Annotated in this window: 22 protein-coding genes and 1 pseudogene; 17 read left to right on the top strand and 6 right to left on the bottom strand. The window is 71.5% G+C overall.

The features are described from left to right. Positions 1–28: 28 nt before the first annotated feature. The 6 genes from iolD to C8250_RS32700 are packed head-to-tail and all read right to left on the bottom strand — an operon-like array spanning position 29 to position 6,716. Entirely contained in the window at positions 29–1,900 is a 1,872-nt protein-coding gene (iolD, locus tag C8250_RS32675; RefSeq protein WP_138355586.1) for a 3D-(3,5/4)-trihydroxycyclohexane-1,2-dione acylhydrolase (decyclizing), read from the bottom strand. Then, positions 1,897–2,814, bottom strand: coding sequence for a 5-deoxy-glucuronate isomerase (iolB, locus tag C8250_RS32680; RefSeq protein ID WP_187145056.1), 918 nt, complete (start codon positions 2,812–2,814; stop codon positions 1,897–1,899). The genes iolD and iolB overlap by 4 nt, the downstream gene beginning before the upstream one ends. Continuing rightward, positions 2,811–3,803 (bottom strand): deoxyribose-phosphate aldolase, encoded by a 993-nt coding sequence (locus tag C8250_RS32685; protein WP_232485838.1) that lies wholly within the window; start codon positions 3,801–3,803, stop codon positions 2,811–2,813. The genes iolB and C8250_RS32685 overlap by 4 nt, the downstream gene beginning before the upstream one ends. Further along, a complete protein-coding gene (gene iolC, locus C8250_RS32690) occupies positions 3,800–4,822 on the bottom strand; it encodes a 5-dehydro-2-deoxygluconokinase (protein WP_138355585.1) in 1,023 nt (340 codons plus the stop codon). Before iolC ends, C8250_RS32685 begins: the two co-directional genes overlap by 4 nt. Further along, positions 4,819–5,667 carry a TIM barrel protein gene (locus C8250_RS32695; protein ID WP_138355584.1) on the bottom strand — a complete coding sequence of 283 codons (849 nt, stop codon included), beginning with the start codon at positions 5,665–5,667 and terminating at the stop codon, positions 4,819–4,821. Before C8250_RS32695 ends, iolC begins: the two co-directional genes overlap by 4 nt. Beyond that, positions 5,664–6,716 (bottom strand): Gfo/Idh/MocA family oxidoreductase, encoded by a 1,053-nt coding sequence (locus C8250_RS32700; protein WP_138355583.1) that lies wholly within the window; start codon positions 6,714–6,716, stop codon positions 5,664–5,666. Before C8250_RS32700 ends, C8250_RS32695 begins: the two co-directional genes overlap by 4 nt. A 185-nt stretch (positions 6,717–6,901) precedes the next feature. Between C8250_RS32700 and C8250_RS32705 the strand changes: the two genes are divergently transcribed. The 17 genes and pseudogenes from C8250_RS32705 to C8250_RS32785 all read left to right on the top strand — a co-directional run bounded on the left by C8250_RS32705 (position 6,902) and on the right by C8250_RS32785 (position 21,215). After that, positions 6,902–7,657, top strand: a complete 756-nt coding sequence (locus tag C8250_RS32705) for a GntR family transcriptional regulator (RefSeq protein ID WP_244809500.1) — start codon at positions 6,902–6,904, stop codon at positions 7,655–7,657. 119 nt (positions 7,658–7,776) lie between these two features. Further along, on the top strand, positions 7,777–8,775 hold the full coding sequence (locus C8250_RS32710) for a sugar ABC transporter substrate-binding protein (RefSeq protein ID WP_138355581.1): 999 nt from the start codon (positions 7,777–7,779) through the stop codon (positions 8,773–8,775). A gap of 101 nt (positions 8,776–8,876) precedes the next feature. Further along, positions 8,877–9,881 (top strand): sugar ABC transporter substrate-binding protein, encoded by a 1,005-nt coding sequence (locus C8250_RS32715; RefSeq protein ID WP_187145057.1) that lies wholly within the window; start codon positions 8,877–8,879, stop codon positions 9,879–9,881. Between the two features lie 104 nt (positions 9,882–9,985). Then, positions 9,986–10,960, top strand: coding sequence for an ABC transporter permease (locus C8250_RS32720; protein WP_232485848.1), 975 nt, complete (start codon positions 9,986–9,988; stop codon positions 10,958–10,960). Further along, on the top strand, positions 10,957–11,733 hold the full coding sequence (locus tag C8250_RS32725; protein ID WP_138355579.1) for an ATP-binding cassette domain-containing protein: 777 nt from the start codon (positions 10,957–10,959) through the stop codon (positions 11,731–11,733). Before C8250_RS32720 ends, C8250_RS32725 begins: the two co-directional genes overlap by 4 nt. 75 nt (positions 11,734–11,808) lie before the next feature. Continuing rightward, positions 11,809–12,945, top strand: a complete 1,137-nt coding sequence (locus C8250_RS32730) for an ROK family glucokinase (protein ID WP_138355578.1) — start codon at positions 11,809–11,811, stop codon at positions 12,943–12,945. Beyond that, complete coding sequence (locus C8250_RS32735) at positions 12,942–13,487, top strand: hypothetical protein (protein ID WP_203674798.1); 546 nt, start codon at positions 12,942–12,944, stop codon at positions 13,485–13,487. Before C8250_RS32730 ends, C8250_RS32735 begins: the two co-directional genes overlap by 4 nt. Before the next feature lie 118 nt (positions 13,488–13,605). Beyond that, positions 13,606–14,871: pseudogene (gene pcaC, locus C8250_RS32740) on the top strand (4-carboxymuconolactone decarboxylase). A gap of 77 nt (positions 14,872–14,948) precedes the next feature. Next, entirely contained in the window at positions 14,949–15,596 is a 648-nt protein-coding gene (locus C8250_RS32745) for an MBL fold metallo-hydrolase (protein WP_138355576.1), read from the top strand. A 107-nt stretch (positions 15,597–15,703) separates the two neighbouring features. Further along, on the top strand, positions 15,704–16,483 hold the full coding sequence (locus C8250_RS32750) for an exodeoxyribonuclease III (RefSeq protein WP_138355575.1): 780 nt from the start codon (positions 15,704–15,706) through the stop codon (positions 16,481–16,483). Between the two features lie 96 nt (positions 16,484–16,579). Next, positions 16,580–16,942, top strand: a complete 363-nt coding sequence (locus tag C8250_RS32755) for a cupin domain-containing protein (protein ID WP_138355574.1) — start codon at positions 16,580–16,582, stop codon at positions 16,940–16,942. Positions 16,943–17,017: 75 nt separating this feature from the next. Then, the gene (locus C8250_RS32760) at positions 17,018–17,455 is read left to right on the top strand and encodes a DUF6278 family protein (RefSeq protein WP_138355573.1); all 438 of its coding nucleotides are present in this window, start codon (positions 17,018–17,020) and stop codon (positions 17,453–17,455) included. Between the two features lie 151 nt (positions 17,456–17,606). Beyond that, complete coding sequence (locus C8250_RS32765; protein WP_138355572.1) at positions 17,607–17,858, top strand: TfoX/Sxy family DNA transformation protein; 252 nt, start codon at positions 17,607–17,609, stop codon at positions 17,856–17,858. A gap of 206 nt (positions 17,859–18,064) precedes the next feature. Further along, positions 18,065–18,808, top strand: a complete 744-nt coding sequence (locus tag C8250_RS32770) for an amino acid ABC transporter ATP-binding protein (RefSeq protein WP_138355571.1) — start codon at positions 18,065–18,067, stop codon at positions 18,806–18,808. Between the two features lie 15 nt (positions 18,809–18,823). Continuing rightward, positions 18,824–19,723, top strand: a complete 900-nt coding sequence (locus tag C8250_RS32775) for a glutamate ABC transporter substrate-binding protein (RefSeq protein ID WP_138355570.1) — start codon at positions 18,824–18,826, stop codon at positions 19,721–19,723. Between the two features lie 14 nt (positions 19,724–19,737). Beyond that, positions 19,738–20,382, top strand: a complete 645-nt coding sequence (locus tag C8250_RS32780; RefSeq protein WP_138355569.1) for an amino acid ABC transporter permease — start codon at positions 19,738–19,740, stop codon at positions 20,380–20,382. Beyond that, a complete protein-coding gene (locus C8250_RS32785) occupies positions 20,379–21,215 on the top strand; it encodes an amino acid ABC transporter permease (RefSeq protein ID WP_138355568.1) in 837 nt (278 codons plus the stop codon). The genes C8250_RS32780 and C8250_RS32785 overlap by 4 nt, the downstream gene beginning before the upstream one ends. Positions 21,216–21,223: the final 8 nt, after the last annotated feature.

Consider the following 21,223-nt stretch of genomic DNA (forward strand, 5'->3'; position numbering starts at 1 on the left):
GGGCGCCAAACGGAACCCGGGTGGCCGGTCACAGGTGGTGCCGCTGGCCGCGCTTCGCCCGCTCGTACTCCGCGCGGGCCCGGCGGGCGGCCGGCCGGTCGGAGACCTCGGCGACGGCCACGTCCCACCAGGCGCCGGAGGCCGGTTCCCCGCCCGTGCCCGGCCCGGTCTCGACGTACACGGCCGTCGCGCGGTCCGAGGCGCGGGCCGTGGCCAGCGCCTCGCGCAGCTCCTTGACGGTGCGGGCGGTCAGGACGTCCAGGCCGAGGCTGGCGGCGTTGGCGGCCAGGTCGACGGGGAGCGGATCGCCGGTGAACGTGCCGTCCGGGGCCCGGAACCGGTAGGCGGTGCCGTAGCGCTCGGCGCCGACCGAGTCCGACAGTCCGCCGATGGAGGCGTAGCCGTGGTTCTGCACGATCACGAGGTTGATGTTGACGCCCTCCTGGACCGCGGTGACGATCTCGGTGGGCAGCATCAGATACGTGCCGTCGCCGACGAGGGCGAACACCTCGCGGTCGGGCGCGGCGAGCTTCACCCCGATCGCGGCGGGGATCTCGTAGCCCATGCAGGAGTAGCCGTACTCGACGTGGTACTGCTTCGGGTCGCGGGACCGCCAGAACTTGTGCAGGTCGCCGGGGAGCGAGCCGGCCGCGTTGATGACCACGTCGCGGTCCTGGAGCACCTCCGCCAGGGCGCCCAGCACCTGGGTCTGCGAGGGGAGGCTGTCGCCCGCGTCGCCGCCCGGCCGGAAGACGGCGTCGGTGGCGCGCTGCCACTCCGCGACGCCCCGGTCGTGCCGGGACAGGTCCACCCGGTGGCCGGCCAGGGCGGCGGTGAGCGCCTCGATACCGGACCGGGCGTCGGCGACCAGGGCGGTGCCCGCCATCTTGTGCGCGTCGAACGCGGTGATGTTCAGGTTGACGAAGCGCACGTCCGGGTGGGCGAACAGCGAGTTCGACGCGGTGGTGAAGTCCGTCCAGCGGGTGCCGATGCCGAGGACGACATCGGCCTCGCGGGCGGCGGCGTTGGCCGGCCCGGTGCCGGTGTGGCCGATCCCGCCCAGCGCCTGCGGGTGGTCGAAGCGCAGCGAGCCCTTCCCCGCTTGGGTCTCGGCCACCGGGATTCCGGTGGCCGCGGCGAACTCGCGCAGCGCGTCGGTGGCCTCGGAGCCGATCACACCGCCGCCCGCCACGATCAGCGGGCGTTCGGCGGACCGCAGCAGCTCCGCGGCCTCGTCCAGCGCCGCCGCGTCCGGCTGCGGACGGCGTACGTGCCAGACCCGCTGCTCGAACAGCTCGGCCGGCCAGTCGTACGCCTCGGCCTGGACGTCCTGGGGCAGCGCCAGGGTGACCGCGCCGGTGTCCACCGGATCGGTCAGGACGCGCATCGCCTGCAGCAGGGAGGGCGCGAGCATCTCCGGGCGCCAGATCCGGTCGAAGTAGCGGGAGACCGGCCGCAGCGTGTCGTTGACGGACATGTCGTACGCCCACGGCACCTCCAGCTGCTGCAGCACCGGATCGGCGGGGCGGGTCGCGAACACGTCGCCGGGAAGCAGCAGTACCGGCACGCGGTTGATGGTGGCCAGGGCCGCACCGGTGACGAGGTTGGTGGCGCCGGGCCCGATGGAGGTGGTGCAGGCCATCGTGGACAGCCGGTTGTTCATCCGGGCGAAGCCGACCGAGGCGTGCACCATCGCCTGCTCGTTGCGGCCCTGGTAGTACGGCATGACATCGTGGCCGGTCTGCAGCAGGGCCTGGCCGACCCCGGCGACGTTGCCGTGGCCGAAGATGCCCCAGGTCCCGGCGATCAGCCGGCGGCATACGCCGTCCCGTTCGGTGTGCTGGACGGTGAGGAAGCGGACGAGGGCCTGGGCGACGGTGAGCCTGACGGTGGTCGTCATGGGCGCGGTTCCTCCACTGATGCGGTCTCCACAGGTGCGGTGTACAGCGGCAGTCGCGGGTCCACGGACTGTGCGGCCCAGCTGCCGCGTACCCAGGCGTGCGCGGGGTCGTCACAGATCAGCCAGGCCCGGTCGGCGCCGGGCCCGGCCATCACGTTCAGGTAGTACATGTCGTAGCCGGGGACGGCCATGCTCGGGCCGTGCCAGCCGTCGGGGATCAGTACGGCGTCGCCGCCGCGCACTTCGGCGAGCACGTCGGTCCGTCCGGCGCCGGAGGGGTAGACCCGCTGGTAGCCCATCGCCCCCGGGCCGCCCGCCAGCTCGAAGTAGTAGATCTCCTCCAGCTCGGACTCCGTCGCGCTCGCCTCGTCGTGCTTGTGCGGCGGGAACGACGACCAGTTGCCGCCGGGGGTGAGCACCTCGACCGCGATGAGCCGGTCGCAGTCGAAGACCCCGGCCGCCGCGAAGTTGTTGACCTGACGGCTCGCGCCGCCCGCGCCGCGCAGCTCCACCGGCACGCCGGAGGCGGGCCCGTAACGGGCAGCGAGCCGCCGCTCGCAGCGGGCCCCGGTGAGCGCGAAGCGGCCGCCGGCCCGGCTGGTGAGCACCGTGCGCGCGTCCCGCGGCACATACGCGAAGTCGCTGACGCCGCTGAACACGTCGGGCCTGCCGCGCAGTTCGAAGACCTCGTCGTCGACGGCGACCGAGCAGCCGCCCGCCAGCGGCAGCACGATCCACTCGCTGTCACCGCTGTCGAGGGTGCGCGTTTCGCCGGGCGCCAGCGTCAGCACCCGCAGCGAGCTGTAGCCCCAGCCGGCGCCCTCCGGGTCCACCCACAGGTCGTAGCCGTCGCGGGCGGCGCTCGCGGCCGGTACGTGCCCGGCCAGCCGCGTGGGCCCGCCGCCCGGCGTCATCGGGCGTTCTCCGGCGCGGACGGGCTGCGGTCGACCAGCGACACGGCGGTGTCGATGGCCTTCGCCACGTCGCCGTCGTCCGGGAAGAGCATGGTGCGGCCGAGGATCAGACCGCGCACCTGCGGTATCCGCAGCGCCTTCTGCCAGGCCGCGTACCGCTCGTCGGGACCGCCGGTGCCCTCGCCGCCGAGCAGCAGGGTGGGCAGGGTCGTCGAGGCCATCATGCGCTCCATCTCGTCGACGACCGGGACCTTCAGCCAGGTGTACGCGGAGGTGCTGCCCAGGCCCTGGGCGATGTTGTTGACGTAGATCTGCGCGTCGGGCTCCAGGATGTTGACGACCCGCCCGGCCACCCGGTGGGTACGGAACGGTTCGACGAGCGCCAGCAGCCGGCGCGCGGCGAGCGTGTGCACCGCGTGCGAGCAGCCGGCCAGCGTGTCGGCCGTGCCGGGGTCCTCCGGGTCGATCCGCAGCAGCACCTTGCCGCCGTCGAGGCCGGCCGCCGCGATACCGGGTGCGTCGTAGCCGGTGAAACGGTCGTCGAGCTCGAAGGACGCGCCGGGCAGCCCGCCGCGGTTCATCGACCCCAGGACGAGCTTGCCGTCGAGGGCGCCGAGCAGCATCAGGTCCTCGACCAGGTCGGCCGTGCCGAGGAAGCCGTCCACCCCGGGGCGCGCCAGCGCCTCGACGCACCGCGCCAGCAGCTCGTGGCGGTCGCCCATCGCCGTCGGGTCGCCGCCCGCCGCGACGGCGCCGCGCGCGGGATGGTCGGCGGCCAGCACGAACAGCGGGCGGGCGAGCCGGGACGGGTCGAAGGGCGTGCGCTGCGCGCAGGCCAGCCGGATCGCGTCCGGCGCGGACGCCCGCAGCCGGGTGATCTCGTCGACCGAGGACGCGAGCGGCGCGGGGCGCCGGTCGACCGCGGACGACTGGGTCTGGGCCTCGGGAACGGGCGCGAAGGGCCGTACGGGGCGGGATTTCGCGGTCATACGCGGGACCTCTTCGTTTCGGCGTCGACGGCCGCGGGGACCGCTTGCCGCGCCTGTCGCGTGAGAAGAGCCTCCACCTCGGAGAGGGTCGGCATGGCGTCGGCACAGGCGTGCCGTGAGGCGACCAGCGCGCCGGCCGCGTTGGCGGTGCTGATGACACGGGACAGCGGCCGGCCGGCCAGCAGACCGGCGCACAGCGCGCCGCCGAAGGCGTCACCCGCGCCGAGGCCGTTGACCACCTCGACCGGTACCGGCGGGAAGGAGACGCTCTCGGTCGCGGTGCGGGCCAGCACTCCATCCGGTCCCTGCTTGACGACGGCGAGGCGCACCCCGCGGTCCAGCAGCAGTTCGGCGGCCCGGTCCGGATCGCTGGTGCCCACCGCGACCTGCGCCTCCTCGCGGTTGCCGACCGCGACCGTCGCGTACCGCAGGGCCCGTGCGTACAGTTCGGGCGCCTCGGCCGGGTCGGCCCAGAAGCCGGGCCGCCAGTCGAGGTCGAAGTACACCTCGCGGCCGGCCCGTTCCTCCAGCGCGGCGAAGAGGGTGGAGCGGGTCGGCTCGACGGCGAGCGCGGAGCCGGTGATCCACAGCACCCGCGCGTCGCGGACCGCCGCGCGGTCCAGCCGTTCCGGTTCCAGGCACTGGTCCGGGGCGACGGGGCGCCGGTAGAAGTAGAGCGGGAAGTCGTCGGGCGGGAAGATCTCGCAGAACACGACCGGCGTCTGCAGTCCCGGCACCGTGGTCACCAGCGCGTCGTCCACCCCGAAGCCGCGCAGCGCGCCGCGTACGTACCCGCCGAACGGATCGTCCCCGACACCGGTGAGGACCGCGGTCCGCAGGCCGTAACGCGCCGCGGCCACCGCGACGTTGGTCGCGGTGCCGCCGAGGTACTTGGCGAACGTGCGGACGTCGGCGAGGCCGACGCCGGTCTGCTCGGGGTACAGGTCCACGCCCACCCGGCCGACGGTGATCACGTCGTACGGGGTGCCCGGTGCCCGCGCGGTCTCCGGGGCGGTCACAGCGCGGCCAGCCAGTCCAGCGAGGCCCGTACGTCGTCGACGGGGCCGCCGCCGGGCGGCGGTTCCGCGGTGAGCACGGCGTCCTGCTCCATGACGTACCAGCCCGCGTACCCCGCGTCCTCCAGTGCGCCGATGAGGGCGGCGAGGTCGATGTCGCCCTGCCCCAGCGGCTGGTAGAGATTACGGTCCACGGCTTCGGTGTAGGAGGTGCGCCCGTCGTGCACGGCCGCCGCCGCGCCCTCGTCCACGTCCTTGAGATGGACGTGGACCACCCGGCCGGCCGCCCGGCGGGCCAGTGCCACCGGGTCGGTGCCGCCGACGAGCAGATGCCCGGTGTCCAGGCACAGCCCGGTCCAGCTGCCCTCCAGGACCCGGTCGACGTCCTCCGGGCCCTCCACCATCGTGCCGACGTGCGGATGCAGGGCGGCGGTGATCCCGGCGGCCGCGGCGAGCGCCGCGACCCGGTCGAGATTGGCCAGCAGGGTCTTCCAGCCGAGCGTGTCCAGCTCGGGGCGGGCGTCGTAGCCGTCCTGCCCGGTCGCGGCGGCGAGCACCAGGGTTCCGGCGCCCGCCGCGGTGAAGGCGGCCAGCGCGGTGCGCACCTCCGGCAGTGGATCGGTCGCCGGATCGTGCAGCACGACCGGGACGAAGCCGCCGACGGCCGTCATCCCGCGCGCCGCGAGCAGCGGGCCCGGCAGGAAGCCGTCGGGTCCGAACTCGGTCGCGGTCAGCCCGAGCGCCGCCATCTCGTCCAGTACCCGCTCGGGCGTCAACTGGTGCCCCCAGCCCGGCACTTCGCACACGCCCCAGGAGATCGGCGCCGCGGCCACCCGGTCGAGCCTCATGCGCTCACCTCCGCGGTGCGTGCCGTGGTGCCGGCGAGCAGTTCGGCGCGGGCCGCGATCTCGGCGACCGCGACCGGCCGCCGCTCGCGCCGCGACACCTCGCACGCCTCGGCGACGAGCAGGGCGCGCAGCGCCTCGCGTCCCGGGCAGGGGTTGGCGCTCTCGCCGCGGGCCACCCGGACGAAGGTGTCCAGCTCGGCGCGGTAGGCGGGGGCGAAGCGCTCCAGGAAGCCGGGCCACGGGGCGGGGACGCTGCTCGCGGCGCCGGGCTCGACGGAGGTGACGGGGGTGCGGGCGTCGACACCCACGGCGATCTGGTCGTCGGTGCCGGCCAGCTCCATCCGGACGTCGTAGCCGGCGCCGTTGTAGCGGGTCGCGGTGGCGGTGGCGAGCACTCCGCCCTCCAGGGTGAGCAGGGTCGCCGCGGTGTCGGCATCGCCCGCGGTGCGGAAGAAGTCCGCGCCGCCGTTGGCGCCGGTCGCGTACACCTCCAGGATCTCGCGGCCGGTGACCCAGCGCAGGATGTCGAAGTCGTGGATCAGGCAGTCGCGGTACAGGCCGCCGGAGAGCGGGATGTAGTCGGCGGGCGGCGGGGCCGGGTCGGAGGTGACGGCCCGCACGGTGTGCAGCCGGCCGAGCCTGCCGGACCGTACGGCCTCGCGCGCCGCCAGGTATCCGGCGTCGAACCGTCGCTGGAAGCCCATCTGCAGCGTCGTGCCGGCCGCTTCGACCGAGCGCAGCGCGGCGACGGTGCCGGCCAGGTCCACGGCGATCGGCTTCTCGCAGAAGACCGGCAGGCCCGCCCGTGCGGCCCGTTCGATGAGGGTGGCGTGTGCCGCGGTGGCGGAGGCGATCACCACCGCGTCGACCCCGGAGGTGAAGACGGCGTCCACCGAGTCCGCGGCGGTGGCGCCGGTCCGTGCGGCGACCTCGGCGGCCCGGCCGGGGTCGGCGTCCGCGACGAGCAGTTCCCCGACGTCCGGGTGTGCCCGTAGCGCTACGGCGTGGAAGGCCCCGATCCGACCGGCCCCGAGAAGTCCCATTCGCATACCTGGCCCTGCCCCTTCCAGGAAGGTGATCTTCCGGAGGCCGCCGCCCGACGGACTCGGCACCTCCGGCTGATACGGCTTGCGTGCCCTGCGGGACCAACCTCCCGCGAGCCGTCACCGCCTGTCAATAGTTTGTCCGGACATACGGACTTCCCGTCATGGCAACCTGCCGATACGCTCCCATCGTGCCCAGTCCCGACCCCGCACCGCTCCGTCTCAGCGTCGACCGCTCGAGCCCGGTCCCGCTGTACTTCCAGCTTGCCCAGCAACTGGAGAGCGCCATCGAGACCGGCGGGCTCGCCCCCGGCAGCCTGCTGGGGAACGAGATCGAGCTGGCCGGCCGGCTCGGTCTGTCCCGGCCCACTGTGCGCCAGGCCATCCAGTCCCTCGTGGACAAGGGGCTGATGGTGCGCCGCCGCGGGGTCGGCACCCAGGTGGTGCACAGCCAGGTCAAGCGCCCGCTGGAGTTGAGCAGCCTCTACGACGACCTTCTCGCCGCGGGCCAGCGTCCCGCCACCCGGGTGCTGCGCAACTCCGTCGCGCCCGCCTCCGCGCAGGCCGCGGCCGCGCTCGGGGTGCCGGAGGGCAGCGAGGTCGTGGTGGTGGAGCGGCTGCGGCTGGCCCACGGCGAGCCCATGGCGCACCTGACGAACCACCTGCCGCCCGATCTGCTGCCGTTGAGCACCGCCGACCTCGAGGCCACCGGCCTGTACCGGCTGATGCGCGGCGCGGGCATCACGCTGCACAGCGCCCAGCAGACCGTCGGCGCGCGGGCGGCGACCGCGGAGGAGGGCCGGCTGCTGGCCGAGCCGGAGGGCGCGCCGCTGCTGACGATGCAGCGCACCACGTACGACGCCAAGGGGCGGGCGGTGGAGTTCGGATCGCACATCTACCGGGCTTCGCGCTACGCGTTCGAGTTCCGGCTGCTGGTCCGTACCTAGCCACGAACGTAAGAATGTCTGTACAAAGTCTTGACGCTGCACCCCGGCCCCGATTAGAAACCACCCCGTGCCGTACACCGGACCGGACCCGGGCGGCCGGAGGAAAAGGCGGACCCACGATGGCACGCAGGCGTACGGCTCTGTCCGCGGCGGCACTCGCCCTGGCGATATCGCTCGCCGCCGCCGGATGCAGCAGCTCCGGGGGCAAGAAGACCGAGGAGAAGGACGCCACGAGCGCGGTGAACGGGGCGGGCACCCCGCAACTCACCATCGCCATGGTCACCCATTCGGGTGAGGGCGACACGTTCTGGGACATCGTCCAGAAGGGCGCGAAGCAGGCCGCGGCGAAGGACAACGTGAAGTTCCTCTACTCCAACAACAAGGAGGGGAACGAGCAGGCCCAGCTCGTCCAGACCGCGATCGACCAGAAGGTCGACGGGATCATCGTGACGCTGGCCAAGCCCGACGCGCTCAAGGCGGTGCTGCAGAAAGCCGTCCAGGCCGGCATCCCCGTCATCAGCATCAACTCCGGCTCCCAGTTCTCCGCCGCCTACGGCGCGCTGAGCCACATCGGCCAGGACGAGGCGGTGGCCGGCGAGGCGGTCGGCGACGAGATGACCAAGCGGGGCCTGAAGAAGGCGCTGTGCGTCATCCACGAGCAGGGAAACGTTTCTCTCGAACAGCGCTGCGACGGCGCCGCGAAGACCTTCAAGGGCTCGATGCAGAAGCTCTACGTCACCGGCACGAACATGCCCGACGTGCTCTCCTCCGTCACCTCCAAGCTCCAGGCGGACAAGTCCATCGACGCCATCCTGACCCTGGGCGCGCCCTTCGCCGCCACCTCCGTGCAGGCCGTCCAGCAGACCAAGGCCAAGGTCGAGGTCGACACCTTCGACCTCAACGCGGCCGTGGTCAAGCAGCTCAAGAGCAAGGAGGTCGGCTTCGCCGTCGACCAGCAGCCCTACCTCCAGGGCTACCTCGCGGTGGACGAGCTGTGGCTCTACAAGACCAACGGCGACGTCATCGGCGGCGGCCGGCCGGTGCTGACCGGCCCCGCCCTCGTCACCGACAAGGACGTGCCGCAGCTGGAGAAGTACACCCAGCGCGGTACCCGATGACAGCGGCCACGTTCCCCTTGACAGATACTTGGGCCGCCGGGGCTGATCATCGAGCCCCCGGCGGCACCGGGATCCGCAGGGAAGGGCAAGGCTTCGTGGCGATGGCTAAGACGGGGACGCGCGCGATCGGCGCACTGCTGGCGGCGGTGCTCGGGGCCTCACTGGCGGGGTGCAGCAGCACGGGCGGCAAGCGCGCCGAGGAACGGGCCGCGCAGTCCGCGGGCGGCGGCTCGGGCGTCGACACGCCCAAGTGGACGGTGGCCATGGTCACCCACTCGGGCGCCGGCGACACCTTCTGGGACATCGTCCAGAACGGTGCCAAGCAGGCCGCCCGCAAGGACAACATCAAGTTCGTCTACTCCAGCAGCAACCAGGCGAACGAGCAGGCGCAGCTCGTCCAGGCCGCCATCGACCAGCACGTCGACGGCCTGGTGGTCACCCTCGCCAAGCCCGACGCGATGAAGGACGTCGTCGCCAAGGCGGTGAAGGCCGGCATCCCCGTCATCACCATCAACTCCGGCTCCGACCAGTCCAAGGCCTTCGGGGCACTCAGCCACATCGGCCAGGACGAGAAGATCGCCGGCCAGGCCGTCGGCGACGAGCTGGACAAGCGCGGGAAGAAGCACGCCATCTGCGTGCTGCATGAGCAGGGCAACGTCGGCCACGAGGACCGCTGCGCCGGGGCGAAGGAGACCTTCGCCGGGACGATGGACAACCTCAACGTCGACGGCACCAACATGCCCGACGTGCAGTCCACGATCCAGGCCAAGCTCCAGGCCGACAAGTCCATCGACGCGGTCGTCACCCTGGGCGCGCCGTTCGCGGCCACCGCCGTCAAGGCCAAGCAGCAGGCGTCGAGCTCCGCCGAGGTCGACACCTTCGACCTCAACGCACAGGTCGCCACGGCGCTGGCCGCCGGCACGATCGGCTTCGCCGTCGACCAGCAGCCCTATCTGCAGGGCTACGAGGCCGTGGACCTGCTCTGGCTCTACCGCTACAACGCAGACGTCCTGGGCGGCGGGAAGCCGGTGCTCACCGGCCCGCAGATCCTGACGCAGAAGGACGCCGCCGCGCTGGCGAAGTACACCGAACGGGGGACGCGATGACACCGGCCACCACACTGGAGAAGCCCGCGGGCCAGGACGGTCCGGACCCCGGCGGCAAGGCCGCGGACGACCGGCTGGTGCACCGCTCGCTGGCGCGCCGGCTGATGGGCCGCCCCGAACTGGGCTCGGTCGTCGGCGCCGCGGCCGTCTTCATCTTCTTCTCGGTCGCCGCCGACTCGTTCCTGCAGTGGTCCAGCTTCGGGACCGTGCTGTACGCCGCCTCGACCATCGGCATCATGGCGGTGCCCGTCGCCCTGCTGATGATCGGCGGCGAGTTCGACCTGTCGACCGGTGTGATGGTCACCAGCTCCGCGCTGGTGTCCTCGATGTTCAGCTACCAGATGACGGCGAACGTCTGGGCGGGCGTCGCGGTGTCGCTGGTGGTCACCCTGGCCATCGGCTTCTTCAACGGGTTCCTGCTGACCCGCACCAAACTGCCCAGCTTCATCATCACGCTCGGCACCTTCCTGATGCTCACCGGGCTGAACCTGGGCTTCACCAAGCTCATTAGCGGCACGGTCAGCACCAAGTCCATCGCCGACATGGAGGGGTTCGACTCGGCGCGGGTGCTCTTCGCCTCGCACCTCACCATCGGTGACATCGACCTGAAGGTCACCATCCTGTGGTGGGCGGCCCTGGTCGCCGTCGCCACCTGGGTGCTGCTGCGCACCCGGGCCGGGAACTGGATCTTCGCCGTCGGCGGCGGCGCGGACGCCGCCCGCGCGGTCGGCGTCCCGGTGTCCCGCACCAAGATCGGCCTGTACATGGCGGTCGCGTTCTGCGCCTGGATCTCCGGCCAGCACCTGCTCTTCTCGTTCGACGTGGTGCAGTCGGGCGAGGGTGTCGGCAACGAGTTCCTCTACATCATCGCGGCCGTCATCGGCGGCTGTCTGATGACCGGCGGCTACGGGTCGGCGATCGGCTCCGCCGTCGGCGCGTTCATCTTCGGCATGACGAGCAAGGGCATCGTGTACGCCCAGTGGAATCCGGACTGGTTCAAGTTCTTCCTCGGGGCCATGCTGCTGCTGGCCACGCTGCTGAACGCATGGGTCCGCAAGCGGGCGGAGGCGACCGCATGAGCGCGCTGGTGAAGCTCACCGACGTGAGCAAGTACTACGGCAACATCAAGGCCCTGGAAGCGGTCTCCCTCGAAGTGCACGCCGGTGAGATCACCTGCGTGCTGGGCGACAACGGCGCGGGCAAGTCCACCCTCATCAAGATCATCTCGGGTCTGCACCAGCACGACGCGGGCACCTACGAGGTCGACGGCGAGCCAGTGCGCCACAGCTCGCCGCGTGAGGCCCTCGACCACGGCATCGCGACCGTCTACCAGGACCTCGCGGTGGTGCCGCTGATGCCGGTGTGGCGGAACTTCTTCCTCGGCTCCGAGCCCACCAAGGGCCGTGGACCGCTCCGCCGGCTCGACGTGCGCACGATGCGCGAGACCACCCGCAGTGAGCTGCTGCGGATGGGCATCGACCTGCGCGACGTGGACCAGCCCATCGGCACCCTGTCCGGCGGTGAACGGCAGTGTGTCGCCATCGCCCGCGCCGTCTACTTCGGGGCGAAGGTGCTGGTCCTCGACGAGCCGACGGCGGCGCTCGGCGTCAAGCAGTCCGGCGTCGTCCTCAAGTACGTCGCCGCCGCGCGCGACGCCGGGCTCGGTGTGGTCCTGATCACCCACAACCCGCACCACGCCTTCCTCGTCGGCGACCGGTTCGTCCTGCTGAAGCGCGGCGCGATGGCCGGGAGCTATGCCAAAACGGGCATTACGCTGGAAGAACTGACCCGCCAGATGGCGGGCGGCAGCGAGCTGGAGCAGCTCAGCCACGAGCTCGCCCGCGAGGGCTGACCCAGCCCGTGCTGCGCGGGGTACGTCCCCGGTGCGGCACAATCGGCACGACAGCCACCGATCCGGAGACGACCCTTGCCAGCAGCGTCACGCAGCGACCGATCAGCATTCCAGCGCAAGGGCGCCGCCCGTGCGACGGTGCTGCAGACCGTCGGCCGCCGGGAGCGCCGCTCCCATCTGACGGCGCCGAGGGTGCCGACGGTCGGCATCGACATCGGCGGCACCAAGGTGGCGGCCGGGGTCGTGGACCCGGACGGCAACATCCTGGAGCAGCTCAGGACCGAGACACCGGACCGGAGCAAGAGCCCCAAGGTCGTCGAGGACACCATCGTCGAGCTGGTGCTGGACCTGTCGGAGCGGCACGACGTGCACGCGGTCGGCATCGGCGCCGCCGGCTGGGTCGACGCCGACCGCTCCCGGGTGCTCTTCGCCCCGCACCTGTCCTGGCGCGACGAACCGCTGCGCGACCGGCTGGAGGAACGGCTGCTGGTGCCGGTCATGGTCGACAACGACGCCAACACCGCGGCCTGGGCCGAATGGCGCTTCGGCGCCGGCCGCGGCCAGGACGACCTCGTCATGATCACGCTGGGTACCGGCATCGGCGGCGCCATCCTGGAGGACGGCCACGTCAAGCGCGGCCGCTACGGCGTGGCCGGCGAGTTCGGCCATATGCAGGTCGTCCCCGGCGGCCACCGCTGCCCCTGCGGCAACCGCGGCTGCTGGGAGCAGTACAGCTCGGGCAACGCGCTGGTCCGCGAGGCCCGCGAGATGGCCGCCGCCGAGTCGCCCGTCGCGTACGGGATCATCGACCGGGTCGGCGGCAACATCGGCGACATCACCGGACCGCTGATCACGCAGCTGGCCCGGGAGGGCGACGCGATGTGCATCGAGCTGCTCCAGGACATCGGCCAGTGGCTCGGCGTCGGCATCGCCAACCTCGCCGCCGCGCTGGACCCGTCCTGCTTCGTCATCGGCGGTGGCGTCAGCGCCGCCGACGACCTGCTCATCGGCCCGGCCCGGGACGCCTTCCGCCGCAACCTCACCGGGCGCGGCTACCGCCCCGAGGCCCGCATCGTGCAGGCCGAGCTGGGCAACGAGGCCGGGCTGGTCGGCGCCGCCGACCTCGCCCGGCTGGTCGCCCGGCGGTTCCGCCGCGCCAACCGGCGCCGTGTCGAGCGCTACGAGCGCTTCGTCCGGGCGGCGGGCCGATGAGCGTCGACCGCCCGCACAGCAGGCCGCTGCGCCAGGTGCCCCGCTGGGTCCAGTGGACCGTCGTCCCGCTGCTGATCCTGGTACCCGTCGGCTATGTGATCGTCTCCGCCGAGCAGAGCCGCAACAGCGGCCAGGACAAGGAGGAGTCGGCGGCCGCCAAGCACCTGACGTGGGACTGGCCCAGCCAGGTGCAGCGCCGGATATACCAGGTGCCGGTCCCGCTGGACTGGACGCGGAAGATCGCCTACATGGAGACGAACAACTGGAACACGAGCGCGCTCTACGTCCAGTTCACGTCCACCGCGGGCGGGCTCGACACCTTCCTCGCGCAGCTGGGCACCAGCCGCTCCGCGCTGAAGCCGGGCGACGTCACCATCACCCCCGACCAGGCGAAGGTGCCCGGCTGGCTCTTCCGGCCGGGCCACGACTGGGGCGGAGTGTCGACGACCCAGCACGGTGACAAGCCGGACCACGACATCACCGTCGACCTCAGCGATCTGGACCATCCCGTCGTGTACATCGTCTCCACGATCAACTTCTGACGGAACCATCCCCCCACGCGCCCGCCCCACCGGTCGGAGGCGGGCGCCCGCACGGGTCCTGGCGGGCCGCGGGGGGCGGGTGACCAGCCGCTTCCCGTCACTCGATAGCGTGAACCCGGTGAGCGACCAGAAGACCCTCCAGCACCGGCTCGACGGCCCCGAGGACGCCCCCGTACTCGTCCTGGGCCCCGCCCTCGGCACCACCTGGCACATGTGGGACCGCCAACTGCCCGAGCTGACCCGCCAGTGGCGGGTCCTGCGCTACGACCTGCCCGGCCACGGGGGTGCGCCCGCCGATCCCGCGACCTCGGTCACCGAGCTGGCGGACCGGCTGCTCGCCACCCTCGACCTGCTCGGCATCGACCGGTTCGGCTACGCGGGCTGCTCCCTCGGCGCGGCCGTCGGCGTCCGGATCGCGCTGGCGCGCCCCGACCGGGTCGCGGCGCTGGCCCTCGTCTCCTCCGCCGCCCGCCACGGCACCGCCGACGCCTGGCGGCAGCGCGGGGTCATCGTCCGGGCCAACGGCCTCGGGCAGTTCTCCTACACCGTCCCCGAGCGGTGGTTCACCGACGGCTACCGGGCCGCCCAGGGCGCCATCGTCGAATGGGCCGTGCAGATGGTGCGCACCACCGACGCGGAGTGCTACATCGCCGCGTGCGAGGCGCTGGCGGCGCACGACGTGCGCGACGAGCTGGGCCGGATCACCGTCCCGACCCTCGTGGTGGCCGGCGCGGACGACCCCGCGACGCCGCCCGCCGACGCCCGCGTCCTGGTCGCGGGGATCCCCGACGCCCGACTCGCCGTGGTGCCCGCCGCCTCCCACCTCACCCCGGTGGAGCAGCCCGCGGCCGTCGGCGAGCTGCTGGTACGGCACTTCGGCGCCGCCTGGACCGAGTCCGCCATCGCCTCCACCACCGCCGTGCTCCAGTCCCCGCCCGCCCCGCCGGCCGCCGAGCAGCCCGCCGCGGTGTAGGCGGGCCGCGTCGACCCGTACGACGAGGGCCTGCGGATCCGCAGGGAAGTCCTGGGCGACGCGCATGTCGACCGGGCCGCCGCGGGGGCCGACGACTTCACCGGGGACTTCGAGGAGTTCATCACCCGCTACGCCTGGGGAGAGGTGTGGGCGCGGCCCGGCCTGGACCGGCGCACCCGCAGCATCATCACGCTGACGGCACTCACCGCCCGCGGGCACCTCGACGAGCTCGCCTCCCACACCCGCGCGGCGCTGCGCAACGGCCTCACCCCCGCCGAGATCAAGGAGACGCTGCTGCACACGGGCGTCTACTGCGGAGTGCCGGCCGCGAACGCCGCCTTCGCGGTCGCGCAGCGCGTGATCCAGGAGGAAACGTCCGTCGGCCGCCCCGCCGGTGATCCTCCGCAATGATGGTTCCCTGACGGCCTGGTGACGACCCGGTGCACGTCGATATCGCTGATCACGTTCCGAGGAGCAGAGGAGCAACGGTGAAGCTGACCAAGAAGGGCCACGCCTGCGTCAGGCTGGAGAAGGACGGGCAGGTGCTCGTCATCGATCCCGGTGCCTTCACGGAGGAGGACGCCGCGGTCGGCGCCGAGGCGATCCTCATCACCCACGAGCACATCGACCACTTCAACGAGGACCGGCTGCGCCTCGCCCTGGACGCCAATCCGGCCGCCCAGGTCTGGACCCTCAAGAGCGTCGCCGACCAGGTGTCGGCGGCCTTCCCCGGCCGGGTGCACACCGTCGGCGAGGGTGACACCTTCAGCGCGGCGGGTTTCGACATCGAGGTGCACGGCCAGCTGCACGCCGTGATCCACCCGGACATCCCGCGGATCGCCAACCAGGGCTACGTGGTCGACGGCTCGGTCTTCCACCCCGGTGACGCCCTGACGGTCCCCGACCGCCCCGTCGACACCCTGCTGCTCCCGCTGCAGGCCCCCTGGAGCAAGTTCTCGGAGATCGTCGACTACCTCCGCGAGGTCAAGCCGCAGCGCGCCTTCGACGTCCACGACGGGCTGCTCACCGACATCGCGTTCATGATCTACGGCCGGATGCTCGGTCCTGACGGCCCCGGCATCGGCGGCGGCGAACACCGCCGGCTGGCCCCGGGCGAATCCGTCGAACTGGCCTGACGGCACGACCTGCGCGCACCGCCCCGGGACAGCCCGGGGCGGGTCGGCAGAAAGGTCCGGGGGCTGGTCCGGGGCGGTTGTCGGTGCCGGGCGGTAGATTCGGGTCCATGCGCATCGCCACCTGGAACGTCAACTCGATCACCGCCCGTCTGCCGCGCCTGCTCGCCTGGCTGGAGAGCACCGGCACGGATGTGCTGTGCCTTCAGGAGACCAAGTGCTCGTTGGAGCAGTTCCCCTTCGACGAGCTGCGCGAGCTCGGCTACGAGGCGGCCGTCAACGCCACGGGCCGGTGGAACGGCGTGGCGCTGCTGTCGAAGGTGGGCCTGGAGGACGTCGTGACCGGGCTGCCCGGCGGCCCCGAGTACGAGGGTGTGCTGGAGCCCCGCGCGGTCTCCGCCACCTGCGGCGGGGCCCGTGTCTGGTCGGTGTACGTGCCCAACGGCCGCGAGGTCGGGCACGAGCACTTCGCCTACAAGCTGCAGTGGTTCGGGGCGCTGCGCGCCGCGGTCGCCGAGGACGCCGCGGGTCCGCGGCCCTTCGCCGTGCTGGGCGACTACAACGTCGCGCCCACCGACGAGGACGTGTGGGACCTGTCCCAGTTCGAGGGCGCCACCCACGTCACCCCCGAGGAGCGCGCCGCCCTTGCCGCCCTGCGCGACGCGGGTCTGACGGACGTGGTGCCGCGGCCGCTCAAGTACGACCGCCCGTACACCTACTGGGACTACCGCCAGCTGGGCTTCCCGAAGAACCGGGGCATGCGGATCGACCTGGTCTACGGCAACGAGCCCTTCGCCAAGGCGGTCACCGACTCGTACGTCGACCGTGAGGAGCGCAAGGGCAAGGGCGCCTCCGATCACGCCCCGGTCGTCGTTGATCTGGACGTCTGACCGCACCGGACCACTTACGAGGCGTACGGCCGGGCCCGGGACCGCATACAACCTGTCGATCCCGCGCCCGCCCGCCGCCCCGTACGCTCGGCGCTCATGAGCACCGTTGACCTGCCCTCCGCCAGCTTCGCCGTCCACGTACCCGACGCCGAACTGGAGCCCGAGCCGCTCGATCCGGCCCAGATCGTGTCGGGCACGCCCGAGGTCACCGGCAAGGTGCTCTGGGAGTCGGCCGACGGGACCCGGCTGCGGGGGATTTGGCAGATCACCCCGGGCGTGGTGACCGACACCGAGGCCGACGAGATGTTCGTCGTGGTCAGCGGCCGGGCCACCGTCGAGGTGGCGGGCGGCGACACGCTCGAACTCGGCCCCGGCGTTGTCTGCGTCCTGCGCGAGGGGGACCGGACGACCTGGACGGTGCACGAGACGCTGCGCAAGGCCTACGCGATCGGCTGCTGACCCACCGCCCCCGAACACCAGCGGGGCAGGCGCGCCTGTAGAAGTCCGACCGCCCCGGGTGCGACGCTGAGCCGTATGGACATCCCCTTCCTGGACAAGTGGCGCAAGCGGAACGCGACGGCGCAAGGGGTCGCGGTCCGGGTCGGCGACCCGGACGCCGCGGGCGTGGCCGAGTTGCTGGCGGAGTGCGATCTGCTGCGCGCCCAGGCGGAGGACGCGGGGGTCGAACTCGACGACTCGCCCGGCTCGTTGACGGCTCTCGACCAGTTGGTCCCGCAGTGGCGCGACGATCCAGAGGTGCTGCCGTGGCTCGGCAACGACGCCGGTCTGTACCTCGGCACCGTCATCGTCCGCACCGTGCCCGGCGCGGTCTGGCAGGTGTGGCCGAACGGCCTGCCGGTGGTCAGGCTGGAGTCGGGCCGCGAGATCGACGTGGTCGCGATCGGCCACGCCTGGGCCGAGAGCGGCACGCCCGAGCTGTCCCAGACACTCGCCGAGGAGTCCGAGAACTGACGGCCCGCCGTCACCCGAACTGATGGACCGCGCCACCGGAATGCGACGGCAGGCAGGCGTGTCCGGCGCGCAATGACGCCTCCGCGCCCGGCCGTACGGTGCATGATGTCGGAAACGCACCAGTTGATCAGCTCGGTACCGGAGGCGCGACGTGGACTCCCTGCAGCAGATGCCGAATATCGGAGCGGTCCTTGCCGACCGCTTGCGCCGCGGCGGCGTCGAGGACGCCGGCGAACTGCGCCGGCTCGGCGCCGGCCGTGCCTTCGAGAAGATCCGCGAGGACCTTCCCGAGGACGCCTGCACGCACACCCTGCTCGCACTCGAAGGCGCGATCCGCGGCACCCGCTGGACCGCCATCCCGCAGACCGAACGCGACACCCTCGTCAACCGGGTCCTGGGCTGACCCGGAGCCGCACCCGACCGGCCCGATCCCGCGCCGACCGCACCCCTGCCGACCGGACCCGCGCCGTTCAGCGGCGCGGGCCGTCGGCGATCCCGCGCACCGCACATCAGGTTATTGGCGGCAGTCTGCGTGTCGGCGCGATATGCGGATTTGAAGGGATAGGTTGCCCATTCGTTGACTGTCCGACGGGGTGAGAGTGAGCTGGGCTGCGCATGGATCCACTGATCGTCCTGAGTGGTGTCAACAAGCACTTCGGACAGTTGCATGTGCTGCGGGACATCGACCTGACCGTCGGCCGCGGCGAGGTCGTGGTCGTCATCGGTCCTTCGGGGTCGGGCAAGTCCACGCTGTGCCGGGCGATCAACCGACTGGAGCCGGTCGAGTCGGGCACCATCACCATCGACGGCCGGCCGCTGCCCTCCGAGGGCAAGGAACTGGCCAAGCTGCGCGCCGACGTCGGCATGGTGTTCCAGTCCTTCAACCTCTTCGCGCACAAGACGGTGCTGCAGAACGTCGCGCTGGCGCCGGTCAAGGTACGCGGCCGCAGCCGCGCCGACGCGGACAAACGGGCCAGGGAACTGCTCGACCGGGTGGGCCTGCTGGCGCATGCCGACAAGTACCCCGCGCAGATGTCCGGCGGGCAGCAGCAGCGGGTGGCGATCGCCCGCGCGCTGGCCATGGACCCCAAGGCACTGCTCTTCGACGAGCCGACCTCCGCGCTCGACCCGGAGATGATCAACGAGGTGCTGGAGGTCATGCAGCAGCTCGCCCGGGACGGGATGACGATGGTCGTCGTCACCCATGAGATGGGCTTCGCCCGCTCCGCCGCCAACCGGGTCGTGTTCATGGCCGACGGCCTGATCGTCGAGGACCGGGTCCCGGAGGAGTTCTTCACCGCGCCGCGCAGTGAGCGCGCCAAGGACTTCCTGTCCAAGATCCTCCACCACTGACGACCCGGGACCGCCATGCGACGCAAGAACAGGCACATCGCGCTGCTCGCCGTGGCCGCGGCCCTGCTGGTGGGCTGCGGCAAGGAGGGAAGTCCGCCCACGAAGGGCCCGAGCTCCGACGATCTGCCCACCTACAAGGTGGACCGGAACTTCTCCCTCCCCGACTCGAAGACGTGGAGCTCCGCCCACCGGCGCGGCAAGATCGTCGTCGGGGTCAAGGACGACCAGCCGTACCTCGGCCAGCGCGACCCGGCCAACGGCACGTACGCGGGCTTCGACGTCGAGATCGCCCGGATGCTCGCCGCGTCGCTCGGCTTCGGCCTCGACCAGATCCAGTACAAGTCGGTGGCCTCCGCCAACCGCGAGACCGCGCTCAGCAACGGCCAGATCGACTACTACGTCGGCACGTACACGATCAACGACAAGCGCAAGCAGCAGGTCGGCTTCGCCGGTCCGTACTACGTCGCGGGCCAGGGCCTGCTGGTGCGCAAGGACGAGAACGACATCAAGGGCCCGCAGGACCTGAAGGGCAAGAAGGTCTGCTCGGCCGCCGGTTCCACCCCGATCCAGCGCATCGAGTCGGACTACCCCGACGCCATCCCCGTCACCTACGACACCTACTCCGTCTGCGTGGACAACCTGCTGACCTTCCAGGTCGACGCCGTCACCACCGACGACTCGATCCTGCTGGGCTACGCGGCCAAGGCACCCGACGAGATGAAGCTCGTCGGCAAGGCGTTCTCCAAGGAGCCCTACGGGGTCGGCGTGGCCAGGAGCGACAACGCTCTGCGGCTCGCGCTCGACGACGCGATCGTGGCCCACGAGAAGAACGGCGACTGGAAGAAGGCGTACGACGCGACCCTCGGCCTGTCCGGGGTCCCGGCGCCCACCCCGCCCGCCGTCGACCGGTACTGAGAGGGCCGCCGCACATGAACGTACTGCTCGACAACTTCTCCCTCTACGGCAAGGGTTTCCTCGGCACCCTCGAACTGACCCTGTACGCGGGTGTGCTGGCACTGGTCGGCGGCGTGATCATCGCCGGCTTCCGGGTCTCGCCGGTCAAGGCGCTGCGCGTCTTCGGCACCACCTGGGTCACCGTGCTGCGCAACACCCCGCTGACCCTGCTGTTCTTCGCGGTGCTGCTGGGACTGCCGCGGTTCGGGCTGCGGCTGCCGTTCACCACCTTCGCGGTCCTCGCGCTGGCCTGCTACACCTCGGCGTTCATCTGCGAGGCGGTCAGGTCGGGCATCAACACCGTGCCGCTGGGCCAGGGCGAGGCCGCCCGCAGCCTCGGCATGACGTTCATCCAGACCCTGAACCTGGTGGTGCTCCCGCAGGCGGGCCGCGCGGTCATCTCGCCGATCGGCTCGACGCTCATCGCGCTCGCCAAGAACTCCGCGATCGCCGGCTCCTTCTCGGTCACCGAACTGCTCGGCACCTACAAGCCCCTCAACGAGCTGGGCTACAGCATCATCTGGTCCTTCATCTGGATCGCGGTCGGCTACCTGATCATCACGCTGTCGATCAGCCTGCTCTTCAACGTGCTGGAGAAGAAGATGGGGGTCGTGCGATGAGCAGTGCGCTGTACGACATTCCGGGCCCGAAGGCGCTGGCGCGCCACCGGCTCTACGCGTGGATCACCACCGCCCTGCTGGCGGCGCTGGTCGGCTGGATCATCTACATGCTGATCCACACCGGCCAGTTCGAGTCGACCAAGTGGGTGCCGTTCGAGTACCAGGGCATCCAGCGGCTGCTGCTGACCGGGCTCGCCAACACCCTCAAGGCGTTCATCTGGGCGGCGGTGCTCTCGCTCGCCTTCGGCGCGCTGTTCGCCGCCGGCCGGCTCTCCGAGCACCGGGTGATCCGCTGGGTGAGCACCCTGGTGGTGGAGTTCTTCCGGGCGATGCCGCTGCTGGTGATGATCTTCTTCATCTTCATCGCGCTCAAGGTCGAGCCGATGATGGCGCTGATCACCGGTCTGACGCTCTACAACGGCTCGGTGCTCGCGGAGGTCTTCCGTACCGGTGTGAACTCCGTGTCGCGCGGCCAGGGCGAGGCCGCCTACGCGCTCGGGATGCGCAAGACACAGGTGATGACGTACATCCTGGTGCCGCAGGCGGCCCGCGCGATGCTGCCCGCGATCATCAGCCAGCTGGTGGTGGCGCTGAAGGACACCTCGCTCGGCTACCTCATCACCTATGAGGAGTTCCTCTACAACGGCAAGCTCATCGCCACCAATCTCGACTACGACCTGCCGTTCATCCCGGTCGTGATGGTGATCGCGCCGATCTACATCGGGATGTGCATGCTGCTGTCGTGGTTCGCGAACTGGCTGGCGCGCCGCGAACGGCACAACCCCAAGACGAAGGGCACGCCGGTCGCGACGACGCCACCGCAGCAGATCTGACGGATCTG

The organism is Streptomyces sp. So13.3 (assembly GCF_005860785.2).
Taxonomy (GTDB): Bacteria; Actinomycetota; Actinomycetes; order Streptomycetales; family Streptomycetaceae; genus Actinacidiphila; species Actinacidiphila fildesensis.